General features: G+C 67.3%; 18 protein-coding genes. 5 read left to right on the top strand and 13 right to left on the bottom strand.

Annotation, left to right across the window (positions count from 1 at the left end; all coding sequences use genetic code 11):
• The 4 genes from ACGTN6_RS20085 to ACGTN6_RS20100 form a co-directional block, all read right to left on the bottom strand.
• Window positions 1–268 (bottom strand): TRAP transporter large permease subunit (locus tag ACGTN6_RS20085; RefSeq protein WP_394594771.1); only part of this gene is annotated, 268 nt, incomplete at its 3' end.
• On the bottom strand, window positions 268–864 hold the full coding sequence (locus tag ACGTN6_RS20090; protein WP_394594773.1) for a TRAP transporter small permease subunit: 597 nt from the start codon (window positions 862–864) through the stop codon (window positions 268–270). The genes ACGTN6_RS20090 and ACGTN6_RS20085, both read right to left, overlap by 1 nt.
• 81 nt (window positions 865–945) lie before the next feature.
• A complete protein-coding gene (locus tag ACGTN6_RS20095) occupies window positions 946–1,965 on the bottom strand; it encodes a TRAP transporter substrate-binding protein (protein WP_394594775.1) in 1,020 nt (339 codons plus the stop codon).
• Complete coding sequence (locus tag ACGTN6_RS20100) at window positions 1,962–2,765, bottom strand: FadR/GntR family transcriptional regulator (protein WP_394594777.1); 804 nt, start codon at window positions 2,763–2,765, stop codon at window positions 1,962–1,964. Before ACGTN6_RS20100 ends, ACGTN6_RS20095 begins: the two co-directional genes overlap by 4 nt.
• 261 nt (window positions 2,766–3,026) lie before the next feature.
• Here ACGTN6_RS20100 and ACGTN6_RS20105 point away from each other — a divergent pair, with 261 nt between their 5' ends.
• Complete coding sequence (locus ACGTN6_RS20105) at window positions 3,027–3,929, top strand: complex I NDUFA9 subunit family protein (protein WP_394594779.1); 903 nt, start codon at window positions 3,027–3,029, stop codon at window positions 3,927–3,929.
• A 3-nt stretch (window positions 3,930–3,932) separates the two neighbouring features.
• On the opposite strand, the gene ACGTN6_RS20110 is transcribed toward ACGTN6_RS20105, so the two are convergent.
• On the bottom strand, window positions 3,933–4,274 hold the full coding sequence (locus tag ACGTN6_RS20110; protein ID WP_394594781.1) for a zinc ribbon domain-containing protein YjdM: 342 nt from the start codon (window positions 4,272–4,274) through the stop codon (window positions 3,933–3,935).
• A gap of 134 nt (window positions 4,275–4,408) precedes the next feature.
• Between ACGTN6_RS20110 and ACGTN6_RS20115 the strand changes: the two genes are divergently transcribed.
• Entirely contained in the window at window positions 4,409–4,612 is a 204-nt protein-coding gene (locus ACGTN6_RS20115) for a YjfB family protein (RefSeq protein ID WP_394594783.1), read from the top strand.
• 4 nt (window positions 4,613–4,616) lie between these two features.
• Here the strand turns inward: ACGTN6_RS20115 and ACGTN6_RS20120 are convergent, their stop codons facing one another.
• Window positions 4,617–4,928 (bottom strand): antibiotic biosynthesis monooxygenase family protein, encoded by a 312-nt coding sequence (locus ACGTN6_RS20120; RefSeq protein ID WP_394594785.1) that lies wholly within the window; start codon window positions 4,926–4,928, stop codon window positions 4,617–4,619.
• Between the two features lie 127 nt (window positions 4,929–5,055).
• On the opposite strand from ACGTN6_RS20120, the gene ACGTN6_RS20125 reads away from it, so the two are divergent.
• Window positions 5,056–5,997, top strand: a complete 942-nt coding sequence (locus ACGTN6_RS20125; protein ID WP_394594787.1) for a 2-dehydropantoate 2-reductase — start codon at window positions 5,056–5,058, stop codon at window positions 5,995–5,997.
• A 26-nt stretch (window positions 5,998–6,023) separates the two neighbouring features.
• Here ACGTN6_RS20125 and ACGTN6_RS20130 read toward each other — a convergent pair whose 3' ends face one another.
• From ACGTN6_RS20130 to ACGTN6_RS20140, 3 genes are all read right to left on the bottom strand, one after another.
• The gene (locus tag ACGTN6_RS20130; RefSeq protein ID WP_394594788.1) at window positions 6,024–6,461 is read right to left on the bottom strand and encodes a nucleoside deaminase; all 438 of its coding nucleotides are present in this window, start codon (window positions 6,459–6,461) and stop codon (window positions 6,024–6,026) included.
• Between the two features lie 84 nt (window positions 6,462–6,545).
• Entirely contained in the window at window positions 6,546–7,304 is a 759-nt protein-coding gene (locus ACGTN6_RS20135) for a VIT1/CCC1 transporter family protein (protein WP_394594790.1), read from the bottom strand.
• A 76-nt stretch (window positions 7,305–7,380) separates the two neighbouring features.
• Entirely contained in the window at window positions 7,381–7,716 is a 336-nt protein-coding gene (locus tag ACGTN6_RS20140) for a hypothetical protein (RefSeq protein ID WP_394594792.1), read from the bottom strand.
• Between the two features lie 81 nt (window positions 7,717–7,797).
• On the opposite strand from ACGTN6_RS20140, the gene ACGTN6_RS20145 reads away from it, so the two are divergent.
• A complete protein-coding gene (locus ACGTN6_RS20145) occupies window positions 7,798–8,385 on the top strand; it encodes an NADPH-dependent FMN reductase (protein ID WP_394594794.1) in 588 nt (195 codons plus the stop codon).
• A 102-nt stretch (window positions 8,386–8,487) separates the two neighbouring features.
• On the opposite strand, the gene ACGTN6_RS20150 is transcribed toward ACGTN6_RS20145, so the two are convergent.
• Window positions 8,488–8,784, bottom strand: a complete 297-nt coding sequence (locus tag ACGTN6_RS20150) for a DUF2798 domain-containing protein (RefSeq protein WP_394594796.1) — start codon at window positions 8,782–8,784, stop codon at window positions 8,488–8,490.
• A 140-nt stretch (window positions 8,785–8,924) separates the two neighbouring features.
• Between ACGTN6_RS20150 and ACGTN6_RS20155 the strand changes: the two genes are divergently transcribed.
• On the top strand, window positions 8,925–9,851 hold the full coding sequence (locus tag ACGTN6_RS20155; protein ID WP_394594797.1) for a LysR family transcriptional regulator: 927 nt from the start codon (window positions 8,925–8,927) through the stop codon (window positions 9,849–9,851).
• 19 nt (window positions 9,852–9,870) lie between these two features.
• Here ACGTN6_RS20155 and ACGTN6_RS20160 read toward each other — a convergent pair whose 3' ends face one another.
• The 3 genes from ACGTN6_RS20160 to rloA3 form a co-directional block, all read right to left on the bottom strand.
• The gene (locus ACGTN6_RS20160) at window positions 9,871–10,236 is read right to left on the bottom strand and encodes a DCC1-like thiol-disulfide oxidoreductase family protein (protein ID WP_394594798.1); all 366 of its coding nucleotides are present in this window, start codon (window positions 10,234–10,236) and stop codon (window positions 9,871–9,873) included.
• A 22-nt stretch (window positions 10,237–10,258) separates the two neighbouring features.
• Entirely contained in the window at window positions 10,259–10,867 is a 609-nt protein-coding gene (locus ACGTN6_RS20165) for an O-methyltransferase (RefSeq protein ID WP_394594800.1), read from the bottom strand.
• Window positions 10,868–10,990: 123 nt separating this feature from the next.
• On the bottom strand, window positions 10,991–11,557 hold the full coding sequence (gene rloA3 / locus ACGTN6_RS20170) for a retropepsin-like aspartic peptidase RloA3 (protein ID WP_394594802.1): 567 nt from the start codon (window positions 11,555–11,557) through the stop codon (window positions 10,991–10,993).
• Window positions 11,558–11,780: the final 223 nt, after the last annotated feature.

Genomic DNA, 11,780 nt, shown 5'->3' on the forward strand with positions numbered 1-11,780 from the left:
ACACGCGCATGGCGTTGAACAGGTCCTTGGCGATCCCCGATCGGTCGAGCAACGAGGCCATCAGCACGAACATCGGCACCGCCACCAGCGAGTATTCGGTGACGAAGCCGTAGACGCGGCTGGTGACAAGCGGCAGGGCGTTGGGCCCGAACCAGCCGAAGGTGAAGCCGAGCGCCACCAGGCCGGTGATGAAGGCCAGCGGCAGGCCGGTGACCAGCAGGGCGAAGATCAACCCCACCAGCAGCATGGTGCCAGTCGCGATATCCATCAGGCGGTGCCCTCCGTGTCATCGGCGACGGGCGCCGGCTTGCCGCGCAGCGACTGCACCAGGTGCAGCAAGGCCTGAACGCACATGATGGCGAGCGCCAGCAGGATCACGCCTTTCACCAGGGCCGGAAACGGCGGGTTCCAGGAGGTGCCGGAGCGCTCGAGCTGCCACTCGCCCAGCGGATTGTGGGAGGCGCCCCAGAACATCACGAAGGCGGCGTAGCTCATGCCCAGGCAGAAGCCGAAGGTCACCAGATCGTTGAAGCGGTCGAGCCATAACCTGAGGCGCGGCCCAGCACTGTCGTAGAGCACGCGCACACGGATGTGGCGATTGCAGGCCAGGGTTGCGGGGCCGCCCAGGGCGAAGCTCACCGCCACCAGCATCACCACGCTCTCGTGGACCCAGGAGGTGGGTGAGCCGAAACCGTAGCGCATGATGACCTCATAGACGCTGATCACCATGGCGACGAACACCAGCCAGGCCGCCACGCGGCCGGCGGCCATGACGCCGCGATCGAACACGTTGCGAACCGGATCGGGCGGACTCGCCTCGGCGGAGGCAGAGTCGCCCTCCGGACGACGGGAGGCTTGAGTCATGGGACTTCCTCGATGCAGGGGCGGGCCACGTCCAAGTGGCCCGCCGTCATGACGGCCGGCGCGCGGCGCCGGCGGAATGGCTTACAGCAGGTTGTGGTTTTCCAGGTAGGCCACCACCGACTCGTAGAACTCGGCGGTGATCTCGTTCTTCTCCGCCCAGGTGGCCCACTCGTCCTTGGCGATGTTGCGGAACTTGGCCCGCTCCTCGGCCGGCAGGTCGATGATCTCGATGTCCGGATCCTGTCGCGCCTCGCGCACGACCTCCAGGTCGCGGGTCTTGAGCTCGGCGACCATCTCGTAGGCCAGGTCGTCCACTGAGGTCTCCAGGATCGCCTGAAGGTCGGCCGGCAAGCCGTCCCAGATGTCCTTGTTCAGCGAGACCGCGACCATCGGCAGTGAGTGGAAGCCCGGATACAGCGGATAAGGCGCGAACTCATGGAGGCCCTGAGCCTGGTTGGTGGCGAACACCGTGTAGTCCGCAGCGTCGATCACGCCCTTCTCCAGGCCGGTGTAGACCTCGGAGCCCGGCAGATTGACCGGGGTCGCGCCGGCGGCCTCGAAGATGTTGTAGACCATGCCCTCCGGGGCGCGCAGCTTGAGGCCCTGCATGTCCTCGACCGAACGGATCGGTTTGGTGGACGGCAGCGACTCCAGGCCGGTCGCCGCGGCACCGATCAGGTGCAGGCCATAGGGCTCGACGAGCTTGTTGTAGAGCGCCTCGCCGCCGGCGTTGTTCATGTAGTCGAGGAAGTCGTAGGGATCGCTCCAGGCGCCGACCAGGTTACCGATCATGCCAAAGGCCGGATTCTGGCCGGTGAAGTAGCTGGGATCGGTCAGGTGGCCCTGCAGGATGCCGGACTGCACCGCCTGCAGCGTCTGGTTGGCCTGGACGACCGCACCGACCGGCAGGATCTCGATGCTGATCCGACTGTCGGACATCTGCTCGACGTTATCCGCCCAGGCCTTCTTCATCTCGAACTGGGGCTCGCCGGCGGTCTCGGAGGTCTGGAAGGTCCACTCGTAATCGGCGGCCTGGGCGCTGACGGCCAGGGCGCCGAGCACGGCGGCGGTCAAGGTCTTGAGAGGCATGCGTGTGATCATGAGGCTTCCTTATCGCGGTTTGTTGTTGAAACGTCGGTTGTCGTGACATCGAGAGTGGGGAGGGCCGGCATCAGGGCCTCGAGCCCCAGATCCCGCCCGGTGCGTTCCAGCACCTTGAGGGCCGCCGCGGCGGCCTGATCCGGCTGACGCAGGCGGATCGCCTCCATCATCCGGCGATGACGTTCCATGCTGTCGTGGAGCTCGTCGGCGCTGTGGTTGGAGCGCTCCACCAGCAGCGCGATGGCCGGCTTCAGCACATGGCTGATCTGCGCCCAGACCAGGTTATGCGAGGCCGCGAAGACGGCCTCGTGGAAGGCTACGTCGTAGTCGTCGTGGGAGATGCCCTGCCAGTGCAGGTCGTCGTGTTCCAGGGCGCGAATCATCCCCTCGTAGGCCGACTCGATGGCCAGCAGGTCCGCCGCGGTGGCGTGCTCCGCCGCCAGGCGAGCGACGAAGGGTTCCACGGCGACCCGAAAGGCGAAGATCTCGCGCTGGATGCGCGGATTGGGCTGGGCGAAGCGCGCCATCCAGGCGCTGACCTGGGGGTCGAGCAGGTGCCATTCCTGCAGCGCCCGTACTCGCGTGCCCTGCCCCGAGATACGCGTCAGCAGGCCAGCCGCCACCAGGGTCTGCAGGGCACTGCGCACGGTGCTGCGGCTGACGCCGAAGCGCTCGCAGAGATCCAACTCCCGGGGCACGAAATCGCCCGGCCCGTACTGACCGCTGAAGATGGCCTCGGCGAGGTCATCGGCGATATCGGGCCGCGGCGAGCGGCGGGCGTTGTCGGAGGCATGGGACATGGTCGGCGTTCCGGTTCGCGTGAGCCCTGTCGGACTCTCTGATTACTATGTCGGACATAGACTCGAACAAAATCGGACTTTATGCCTTTAGACTTTGGTCCCCTCCGCCCCCTTCCCCCTTCCCCCTTCCCCCTTCCCCCTTCCCTCTTCCCTCTTCCCTCTCGCCTCTTGACGTGAGGGGGGGGGGAACGGCGCTTGCGACCGCCCTTCCGTCAGGCACAATGCCTCGATGATCTAGCGCAGTCTCAGGGGATAGACGATATGACGGAGCGACCGGTCACGGTGTTCGGTGGCACTGGCTTTCTCGGCGCCACCCTGGTGCGCGAACTGGTGGAAGCCGGACGCCCGGTGCGCCTGGTCGCCCGCCGGCCGGCGAGCCCGGACTGGGCCGAGCCTGGTGATCCGCTGGAGATCGTCGCCGCCGACATCCGCTGCGACGACCAGGTGGCGGCAGCCCTGGAGGGCGCCGGAGCGGTGGTGAATGCAGTGAGCCTCTACGTGGAAACCCGCGATCTGAGCTTCGAGGCCATTCATGTGGAGGGAGCCGAACGCCTGGCACGGCTGGCACGGGAGGCCGGCGTAAGCCGCCTGGCACAGCTCTCCGGCATCGGCACCAGCCCCCGCTCGCCCTCGCCCTACGTACGCGCACGGGCCCGAGGCGAGGCCGCGGTGCTCGAAGCCATGCCCAAGGCGATCATCGTGCGGCCCAGCGTGCTGTACGGCTCGCAGGATGCCTTCCTGACCGCCCTGGCCCGCCTCACCCGGCTACCGGCGATTCCGCTGTTCGGCCACGGCCAGACGCGCCTGCAGCCGGTACACGTGGTGGATGTGGCTCGGGCCCTGGTGCACCTGACCGGCGGCGACGCGCCGCGGCGTCGGCTGTTCGAACTGGGGGGTGACGACGTGCTTCGCTACCGGGAGATCCTGGCCCTGGTGATGAGCCACCTGCACCGGGAACGCCCCCTGGTGCCGGTGCCCTTCCTCGCCTGGCGGACGCTGGCACTGCTGGCATCGGCGTGGCCCGATCCGCCGCTGACCCGAGATCAGGTCATCCTCATGCAGCATGACAACGTGGTCGGCGACGGCGTCGGCACCTTCACCGACCTGGAGATCCGGCCCCGATCGCTGCGCGAGGCGCTGCCGGCCTGCCTGCCGAGGGCGTGAGCCTCAGGCCTTCTTGACGAACTGCGACTTCAGCTTCATGGCGCCGATGCCATCGATGCGACAATCGATATCGTGATCGCCCTCGACCAGGCGAATGTTCTTCACCTTGGTACCCACCTTCACCACCGAGGAAGAGCCCTTGACCTTAAGATCCTTGATCACGGTGACGGTATCGCCATCGACCAGCAGGTTGCCGTTGGCATCGCGGATCGCCGGGACATCATCCGCATCCTCTCCGGGCGACGCCTGCGCCCACTCATGGGCACACTCGGGGCACACGTACTGCAGGCCGTCATGGTAGGTGAATTCGGAGGCGCAGGAAGGACACGGGGGCATGGCATTCATGGCAGAGGCTCTTCGCGTGGACGGGAAAGCCGGCAAGCCTACACGGCGGACCGCGCGAACGCCATGTCGAGCCTTTGCGCCCGACCGGCGAGCTGCTAGGGTGATACCGTCAACCTCTTGTTCAGGAGAAACAGATGGACACTTCCGTCAATAACGTGGTCGCCCAGAGCCAGGTACTGGCGCACTACCAGACCGCCCAGCAGGCCCAGATGCAGGTGTTCAAGGAAGCCCTGGATATGCAGCAGCAGCAGGTCACCGCGCTGGTCGAGTCCGCTTCGGTCGAGCCCCAACTGGCCCGGGACGGCAGCCTCGGAACCCAGATCAACACCTACGCCTAATCATTCAGGCGCCGTACTCGCGCTCCACCCGCGCAATGCGCACCCGGTAGCGCGAGTACCATCTTTCCCGCCCCATCCGCTGGGCCTCGCGATGCTCCGCCTGTGCCTTCCAGCGCCGCACCGCCTCCAGATCCGACCAGTAGGACACCGTGATGCCCAGGCCCTCGCGGGCCGACTCCACGCCCAGGAAACCAGGCTGCTCGGCGGCCAGCGCCATCATGCGCTCGGCCATGGCCGCATAGCCGGCATCGACCTCGCTGCGCAATGAGCTGAAGATCACGGCGTAATAGGGCGGCGCGGGGGTCTCGGCGATCATGGAAGGGCTCCTTTTGCGTCCAGGGCGACATTAGAGCTCGTGCCAGGGGGCATCGACAAGCCCACGCCCGCCGGGCACGCTATGCTTGGCAGCGACCATTTCCAGCGAGACGAGGGAGAACCGAAGCATGCGACTGGCGATCATGGGCAGCGGCGGCGTCGGCGGCTATTTCGGCGCCCGCCTGGCCGAGGCCGGCGAAGACGTCACCTTCATCGCCCGCGGCGAGCACCTGGCGACGATACGCCGCTCGGGACTCCATGTCTCGAGCCCCGAGGGCGACCTGGTGCTGGAGGACGTCTCCGCCACCGACGATCCCGGCGAGATAGGCGTGGTCGACGCGGTGATCGTGGCAGTCAAGGCCTGGCAGGTGCCGACCGCCGCGGAGACCATTCGTCCCCTGGTCGGCCCCGATACCCTGGTGCTGCCGTTGGAAAATGGCGTCGAGGCCGCCGATCAACTCAGCGAGGTACTGGGCGAGGCCCCCGTACTGGACGGTCTGTGCGGCATCCTCGCCTGGCGCGAGGCGCCTGGCCACATCCGTCACGCCGGCGTGTCTCCCTTCATACGTTTCGGCACGCGCCTGCCGGCTCAGCGCCCGGGCGCCGAGCGCCTCAAGGCAGTCTTCGACCGCGCCATAGGCGTCGCGGCCGAGCTGCCCGAGGACATCGAGGCCGCGGTGTGGAGCAAGTTCCTCTTCATCTGCGCCATGAGCGGCATCGGAAGCCTGACCCGGGCCCCGCTCGGCGTGACCCGGCGCCTGCCGGAGACCCGGCGGTTGATCGTGCAGATCCTGGGCGAGATCGAGGCCGTAGCACGCGCCCGAGGCGTGGCCCTGCCGTCGGATGCCGTGGCCCGGGCCATGGACTTCATCGATGCCATGCCGGCGACCAGCACCGCCTCCATGCAACGCGACATCGTGGCTGGCCGCCCCTCGGAGCTGGAGGCCCAGAACGGTGCCGTGGTGCGGCTCGGGCAGTCCGTCAATGTTGCCACCCCGATGAACGCCATGATCCACGCCGCCCTCCTGCCCCAGGAGAACGCCGCCCGTGGCCTGGTTACCGACGCTTGAACCCAGCACACCACGCCCTCGCCTAGTTAGTCGCCGATATCCTCGTGCCACAGCGTAGGCCGCTCGGCAATGAAGCGTTCCATCAGCGCGATGCACTCGGGATCCTGCAGCACCTCGACCTCGACGCCTCGTTCACGCAGCAACCTCTCTTCGCCCTGGAAAGTGCGGTTTTCGCCGATCACCACCCGTGGGATGCCATACAGGAGGATCGCGCCGGTACACATGGCACAGGGCGAGAGGGTGGTGTAGAGGGTCGACTCACGATAGGTGCCGGGCGGCTGGCGACCGGCATTCTCAAGGGCGTCCATCTCGCCGTGCAGTACCGTGCTACCGAGCTGCACCCGCTGATTATGCCCCGTTCCGAGGATCACCCCGCGATGCACCAGTGCCGCTCCGATGGGGATGCCTCCCTCGGCGAGACTCCTGCGCGCCGCCTCCAGCGCCGCCCTCATGAAATGCTCCATTCCCTTTCTCCCCCGGGTCGCCATGCCATCCACCCAGCCTATGCGCCTTCGGCGTCCCGGCGCCAGGGGCCACCGATACCGGGTTCAAAGCGAAACCCCGAACAGCGCCTGGGCCAGCACCCCGGTGAGGAAGGCCAGGCCCGCCGCCGCGGCGCCCATCAACAGGGTACGCAGGCCCGACTGCCAGACCGGTCGCCGATAGACCAGGCTCTTGAGCATGCCGATCGACAGGAACATCAGCGCGGCGATCGCAAGACTCGCCCAGAAGCGGTCACGGGCGGCCAGCCCTGGGAGCACATAGGGCAGCAGCGGCATGGCGCCCACCACCAGGAAGGCCAGGAAAGTGACCCAGGCCGAGCGCCATGGACTCAGTCCGCCGCGCTGCAGGCCATGCTCCTCGGTCAGCATGGTCTCCACCCACACTTCCCGATCGCGACTGATGGTTTCCACCACCTGCTCCAGCACCTCTCCCGACAGGCCCTTGCGGGCGTAGATCTGGCGAATCTCCTCGCGCTCTCCCTCAGGCACCAGCTCGATATGCTCGAGCTCCCTTTCCCGGGCACGTTCCACCCCTTCGCGCTGGGCCTGTACCGCCTCGTAATTGCTGATCGCCATGCTGAAACCGTCGGCGAGCAGGTTGGCGAAGCCCAGAACCAGCGCGACGCGTACCGAGAAGCCGGCACCGAAGGCACCGGAGACCACCGCGAAGGTGGTCACGCAGCCATCGATGCCGCCGAGGATGGCATCCGGCATGCTGTGTGGCCGCTCGGGCGTCTCCAGACGACGGCGAATCGCCTCGGGGCGATGGTGCTCCTGTAGGACCTCGCGCTTGCTGCGGGCCATGCTGCCCTCCTCGCCGGCATCGATGACTGCCTTCGTTAACGAGCGTCGGCCAGGCGCATCGACGTGTCCAGGCCGTTCAGCGGGAGTCGGCATCCTCAAGGGTCCGCCACCAGGCCGCGTACGAGGAATTGGCCGGGTGTCGGCCGGTCTCGTCGGGCGCGCCGTCGTGCCACCACACCGGGCCACGCTCACCGAGCGCCAGCTTGGCGGCCTGCACCGCCGCCCGGGCCTCGGCCAACGCCCCTTCATCATTCCCTCCCAGGGCCGCCTTCACCGCTCGCCGGGCACGCATCAGCTCGCGCACCCGGTCGCGCCGCGTCGTCTCATCCAGCCGTGGATCGGTGCATCGCCAGAGTCGCTGGCGGGCCACGAAATAGCGGCCGTCCGGCGTCCGGGGATAGTCTCGGGGCATCGTCACCTCCCGTCGCTTGTACCGCTAGCCGATTACCACCATGATCGAAGCCTCTTCCACGGCAAGCAAGGAGCAACGCTCATGAGCGATCACACCCCTCCCCGCATCCTGGTCTTCGCCGGCAGTACTCGCCGACATTCCTTCAACAAGCGCCTTGCACACCTGGCCGCCGAGCGCCTCGAGGCCCACGGCGGCCGCCCGACCCTCATCGACCTGGCCGACTATCCCATGCCGCTCTACGACGGCGACCTTGAGGCCGAGCAGGGCCTGCCCGAGGCCACCTTGGCCCTGCGCGAACGGCTCGCCGAGCACCAGGGCCTGCTGATTGCCTCGCCGGAATACAACGGCTTCATCACGCCGCTGCTCAAGAACACCATCGACTGGCTGACTCGTCCGCACGAAGGCGCCAGTGGCCTGGCACTCTTCCAGGGACGCCTGGCGGCGGTGGTCGCCGCCTCACCGGGCGGGCTCGGCGGGCTGCGCGGCCTGGCACTGATTCGTCAGCTGCTGGGTAACATCGGCGTGACGGTGCTGCCGGACCAGTTGGCCGTGGCCAAGGCGGGAGACGCCTTCGCCGACGACGGCCAACTGGTCGACGATAGCCAGCGCGACAAGCTGGACGCCATCTGCCGGCGCCTGGTGCATGACCTGGAGCGCCTGCACGGCTAGGGTCCCGTATCAGAGATTGACCATCGCGTTCCGGCGGCCCCTTGGACCGCCATCTCGTCAATGCACCGCCGACCCAGGCCCCGGTTCACCGATCACGGCGCCTCACCTGGCGCCGTGATCGGCCAGGGTCCACTTCACCAGCCGTTGGACCAGCGGCCGCACGCTCAGCACGCCGATGAAGGCCACCGGCATGGCGCGCACATAGGCGCGGCCAACGGCCGCCAGGTAGTCGGGACCGATCCCGCCGTTCACCGCGGTGATCACCAGGCTCATCAGCAGCGTCATCAGCGCGGACATGTAGAAGGCAAAGACCAGCGGGGCAAAGCGCGGCGGGATCCCCCTCCGCGCCTTGGTGGCAGGGTCGGTGGCGGTGCGCTGCGGGCTGGAAGGCGTCGACATCTCAACTCTCCTCTGTCGTCGGTTGTCGATCGTGATGCCCCCAGCCTAGTGTCTCCGGCGTCATGCCTGTAGACGTCATGGCCTTGGTTCACTATAAAGATTTATTTACGAATCCAGACAAATATTCCACGAGAAAGCCAATGGATACCCTGCGCGCCATCGAGAGCTTCGTGAAGGCCGTCGAGGCCGGCAGCATCGCCGGCGGCGCCCGACGCCTCGGCATCAGCCCCGCCGCGGCCAGTCAGGGCATTGCGCGCCTGGAGGCGGCCATGGGTGTTCGCCTGCTGGCGCGCACCACGCGTCGCATGTCACTGACCGACAGCGGGTCGATCTACTACGAACACGTCCGCCACGTCGCCCGCGATCTGGAACGCGCCCACGGCGCCATCTCCGCGCTGCAGGCCGAGCCGCGTGGACGGCTGCGCGTCACTTCCACCGCCGCCTTCGGCCGCCACGTCCTGGCGCCGCTGATGCCCGGGTTCAACGCCCGCTATCGCCATCTGTCGCTGGAGCTGCTGACCACCGATCGCAGCGTGGACCACATCCAGGAGGACGTGGACATCAGCATCCGTTTCACTCCCCAGCTCGAGGAAGGTCTGGTGGCACGCCGCATCGCCTCCATTCCCTTCCTGTTCTGCGCCTCCCCGGACTACCTGACCAGGGCCGGGCATCCTCACAGCCCCGAGGAGTTGCGCGGCCACGACTGCCTGGCCTTCCGCTCGCCGCTGGACGGGCGCTTCATGAGTTGGGGGTTCATCCGCGATGGAATGCGCTTCGAACCGGACTTCAAGGCCACCATGCTCAGTGACGACATCGATGTCCTGGCGCGCATGGCGCTGGCAGGCGGCGGGATCACCCGCTTGGCGGCCTTCATCGCCGACCCGCATATCGAGGCCGGCCGCCTGGTGCCACTGTTCGAGGCAGGCGACGGGAGTGGGGTACATGCCGTGTCGGAACCCATGAACATCTACCTTTGCGTGACCGACCGCCAGGCGCTGACGCCCAAGGTCCGAGCGTTCATGGACTATCTCGTCGAGCAGTTGCCGGCGGCCTGGCGGCCGCGTTGAGCGCGAAACGATGCATCGCCTACAGACGCCCTTCGCGGCGCAGGCGACGTCGCACCCAGCGGTGATACCAGACGCCGAGCAGCGGCTTGACCAGCGGCAGGCCGATCAGCCAGGCCAACGGCCTGAGCCGCGTGACACGGCGCATCAGCAGGATGTAGGCGTCGAGGCCATGGCACAGTCGCCCCGCGTCGTTCTCCACGTGAAGCGACTTCAGGGCCTCCTGCGGATCGATGCCTCGTGCGCGCAGATAGTCGGCATGGTCGGTGACATCGAGCCACTCCACCGACGCCGCCCCGCCGGACCATCGTTCATAGCGGCGCCGGTCGCGCCGACAGATAGGACAGCCGGCATCGTAGTAGACCTTGAGGGTCGCTGGCTCGCTCATGAGATCTTCGACAAGCGTGAGGTCAACCGGCTGCCGCCGCCGGCGAACGGGTGGCCAGGAACTCGCCCTTGCCGACCGGCACCAGGCTGGTGGTGAAAGCGGGGTCCGCTTCCACCAGGTCGATGAAGGGCGCCAGCTCCTCGGCGTGGGAGGTGGCGTTATCCACCACCAGCAGTCCTCCCGGCACCAGGGCCTCGCGAACCCTTGGCCACCAGTCGGGGTATTGGGCACGATCGGCATCGAGGAATACCAGATCCAGCGAGGCCGGGGCCTGGCGTTCGAGGACCTTGCCGGCATCGGCATGCAGCGACTCGATCACCTCCGCCAGGCCGGCGCAGGCGAAGTGTTCCCCGGCCATGCCCCAGCGGTCGGCGGCCCACTCCACGGTGGTGACCCGTCCGCCGATAGCCCTGGCCGCCTCGGCGAGCCACAGGGTGGAGTAACCGTTGGAGGTGCCGATCTCGAGGATCCGTCGAGCATCGGTCGCCCTGACCAGCACGGCGAGAAACTGCCCGGTGTCGCGGGTGATGTTACGCAGCCGCTCGTCGGGCGCCGTGACGGTTCGGTCGTGTTGCTCGCCGAAGGTCTCCAGCTCGGCCAGCAGGCGATCAAGGGGAGTGATGTGAGGCATCGCCATCTCCATTTGGCATCGGGTCTCGTGCTCGTGGCTCGCCAATGGAGACTCGTTCTGGTGATGCCGGTTCCCTGCGCACCCTCGCCGGGGCGCGCATCGCTTCCGCCGGGACCGGCGGCATCAGGCGCCGATATCGTCGTCGTATTCCTTGTCGTCATGGGTCTTCAACGGCGAATCATCATCGCAGCGAGGCTCGTGCCTGAAGGTTTCCGTCACGTCGAGCAGCCCCAGGCTCTGGATGGTCCGGCGGCCCAGGAGCACAGGGTAGAGCATGTCGTCGCGATCCCTGAGGCTGAACTGCTCCTGGTAACGCGTGTCGCCGATGCAGATGGTCATCAGCACCGCCGGACGACGGTCCTCGCCGCCGGCACCGCTCAGGATCAGCCGGCGAAAGATCGGACGCTCGAACTCGCGGCTGACCACCTCGCCGGAGGCCTCGTCCTCGAGTTCGACGTCGAAGCGTACCCAGTCTTCCCCGTCGCGCTTGAACTCCTCGATATGCTCGGCCTGCATGGAAGAAGTCAGCGCACCGCTGTCGAGCTTGGCCTTCACCTCCACGCCCCAGCCGGGATCGATCAGGGTCTTCTCCACCCAGCCGTAGACCTCTGGCTCGTCGGCCACCGCAGCGCCGGACAGTAGACCGGCCCCCAGCAGGGGAATCAGGGCGCGAGACAGGAACTTGTGCATGCTTTCTCCTTCTGAAGGTCGCGGTGTATCGCGATCCGGCGGTGCCGGATCATGAAGCCATCGAACGTCATGAGACACTACGCCAATGCTCGGGTTCCGTCGCCCGTCGCCCGTCGCCCGTCGCCCGTCGCCCGTCGCCCGTCGCCCGTCGCCCGTCGCCCGTCGCCCGTCGCCCGTCGCCCGTCGCCCGTCGCCCGTCGCCCGTCGCCCGTCGCCCGTCGCC

This window comes from Halomonas sp. B23F22_20 (assembly GCF_043496985.1).
Lineage (GTDB): Bacteria > Pseudomonadota > Gammaproteobacteria > Pseudomonadales > Halomonadaceae > Halomonas.

Coding starts and splice junctions, on each gene's coding strand:
- ACGTN6_RS20090 (WP_394594773.1), bottom strand. CDS start 864: ATGACTCAAGCCTCCCGTCGTCCGGAGGGCGACTCTGCCTCCGCCGAG.
- ACGTN6_RS20095 (WP_394594775.1), bottom strand. CDS start 1,965: ATGATCACACGCATGCCTCTCAAGACCTTGACCGCCGCCGTGCTCGGC.
- ACGTN6_RS20100 (WP_394594777.1), bottom strand. CDS start 2,765: ATGTCCCATGCCTCCGACAACGCCCGCCGCTCGCCGCGGCCCGATATC.
- ACGTN6_RS20105 (WP_394594779.1), top strand. CDS start 3,027: ATGACGGAGCGACCGGTCACGGTGTTCGGTGGCACTGGCTTTCTCGGC.
- ACGTN6_RS20110 (WP_394594781.1), bottom strand. CDS start 4,274: ATGAATGCCATGCCCCCGTGTCCTTCCTGCGCCTCCGAATTCACCTAC.
- ACGTN6_RS20115 (WP_394594783.1), top strand. CDS start 4,409: ATGGACACTTCCGTCAATAACGTGGTCGCCCAGAGCCAGGTACTGGCG.
- ACGTN6_RS20120 (WP_394594785.1), bottom strand. CDS start 4,928: ATGATCGCCGAGACCCCCGCGCCGCCCTATTACGCCGTGATCTTCAGC.
- ACGTN6_RS20125 (WP_394594787.1), top strand. CDS start 5,056: ATGCGACTGGCGATCATGGGCAGCGGCGGCGTCGGCGGCTATTTCGGC.
- ACGTN6_RS20130 (WP_394594788.1), bottom strand. CDS start 6,461: ATGGAGCATTTCATGAGGGCGGCGCTGGAGGCGGCGCGCAGGAGTCTC.
- ACGTN6_RS20135 (WP_394594790.1), bottom strand. CDS start 7,304: ATGGCCCGCAGCAAGCGCGAGGTCCTACAGGAGCACCATCGCCCCGAG.
- ACGTN6_RS20140 (WP_394594792.1), bottom strand. CDS start 7,716: ATGCCCCGAGACTATCCCCGGACGCCGGACGGCCGCTATTTCGTGGCC.
- ACGTN6_RS20145 (WP_394594794.1), top strand. CDS start 7,798: ATGAGCGATCACACCCCTCCCCGCATCCTGGTCTTCGCCGGCAGTACT.
- ACGTN6_RS20150 (WP_394594796.1), bottom strand. CDS start 8,784: ATGTCGACGCCTTCCAGCCCGCAGCGCACCGCCACCGACCCTGCCACC.
- ACGTN6_RS20155 (WP_394594797.1), top strand. CDS start 8,925: ATGGATACCCTGCGCGCCATCGAGAGCTTCGTGAAGGCCGTCGAGGCC.
- ACGTN6_RS20160 (WP_394594798.1), bottom strand. CDS start 10,236: ATGAGCGAGCCAGCGACCCTCAAGGTCTACTACGATGCCGGCTGTCCT.
- ACGTN6_RS20165 (WP_394594800.1), bottom strand. CDS start 10,867: ATGCCTCACATCACTCCCCTTGATCGCCTGCTGGCCGAGCTGGAGACC.
- rloA3 (WP_394594802.1), bottom strand. CDS start 11,557: ATGCACAAGTTCCTGTCTCGCGCCCTGATTCCCCTGCTGGGGGCCGGT.